This is a genomic window from Enterococcus sp. ARL09-542, assembly GCF_005234805.1.
In the GTDB taxonomy this organism is placed as follows: domain Bacteria; phylum Bacillota; class Bacilli; order Lactobacillales; family Enterococcaceae; genus Enterococcus_D; species Enterococcus_D gallinarum.
On the sequence record NZ_QPQX01000060.1, the window covers coordinates 1 to 589 of the forward strand.

Genomic DNA, 589 nt, shown 5'->3' on the forward strand with positions numbered 1-589 from the left:
AAATTATTGCGGTATACACATACAAGAGTGGTTGGCAAAAAAAGAAATATGCTAGTGCAACATTAGCAGTTGAATCTCTGGATGCATTGAGTGCTGATTTAGGCAAAATCACTGCTGGAATAATAAACGGAGTAGAAATCCAAGGAGATGGATTGTATTCTGATTACGATTATCAAATAGCTGAAGGAAGTACGGTTTGGCGAAAAGGCCGGCTTTCTATGTCAGGCGGGTACTTCCGAAATGACTTCCAAACGTATGTAAAAAGCACTGGGGAAATTCAAAATAATGGTTTCTCACAATTCAGCCATGAAGATCTTCAATTTGTCGTATTTAACGGGTCGCAAAAAACGAAAGCAGATAGGTATCTTTCTATAAATCCTTACAGATTTACAATGACCGATAGCCGGGGGCTGGGTGGTAATCTAACTTTTCAGGATCTATATAATATAGGAAAAACAGGAATTCCTGCAGCAAGCGGTTGGTCCCAATATTCAACAAGTCCATCGAGCGGTAATTTTCCTAGCGCAACCAGATTAGGACGTATGGTCCAAGTGAGTGGAGCCTTTAAAAATAATAGTACACTACCAAA

At 39.6% G+C, this 589-nt stretch carries 1 protein-coding gene; it reads left to right on the forward strand.

Annotated features, from left to right (window positions below):
- Positions 1-589, forward strand: a 589-nt coding sequence (locus tag DVW06_RS17135) for a hypothetical protein (protein WP_161569495.1), incomplete at both ends; no start/stop codon positions are given.